This is a genomic window from Ralstonia sp. VS2407 (assembly GCF_052950655.1).
The window spans coordinates 1-430 of sequence record NZ_JBRFVG010000398.1; the positions used below are offsets into that span (position 1 = coordinate 1).

The following is a 430-nucleotide window of genomic DNA, read 5'->3' on the forward strand; positions in this document are numbered from 1 at the left end:
GTGCACTTCAGCGCAGCCGCCGGCGCGTCGACCTTCGTCGACTGCTGCGCAGAGGTGGAGTCGGCCACGCTGAACGGCGAGCCGTTGCCCGCCGCGGTCGAGGGCCGGATCGTGCTGGCCGACCTCGCCGAGGAGAACGAGCTGGTGGTCGCCACGGTGCAGAGCGACACCAAGCACGGGCGTGGTGTCCACCGCGCCGTCGACCCCGGCGACGACAACGTCTATCTGTGGACCAGCTTCGAGCCCGACGAGGCGCGCTACGCGTGGGCCTGCTTCGACCAGCCCGACCTGAAGGCGACGCACGCGTTCACCGTCACTGCTCCCGCCACGTGGACGGTGGTCAGCAACTCAGGCGACCCGGTGGTCGAGGACGTCGAGGGCGGGCGATGCTGGACCTTCGAGCCCACGCCCCCGCTCTCCACCTACAACC

1 pseudogene is annotated in these 430 nt (G+C 70.5%); it reads left to right on the forward strand.

Going from position 1 to position 430, the window contains the following annotated elements:
- Positions 1-430 (forward strand): annotated as a pseudogene (locus ACU8YE_RS25665) (hypothetical protein); the annotation flags it as partial.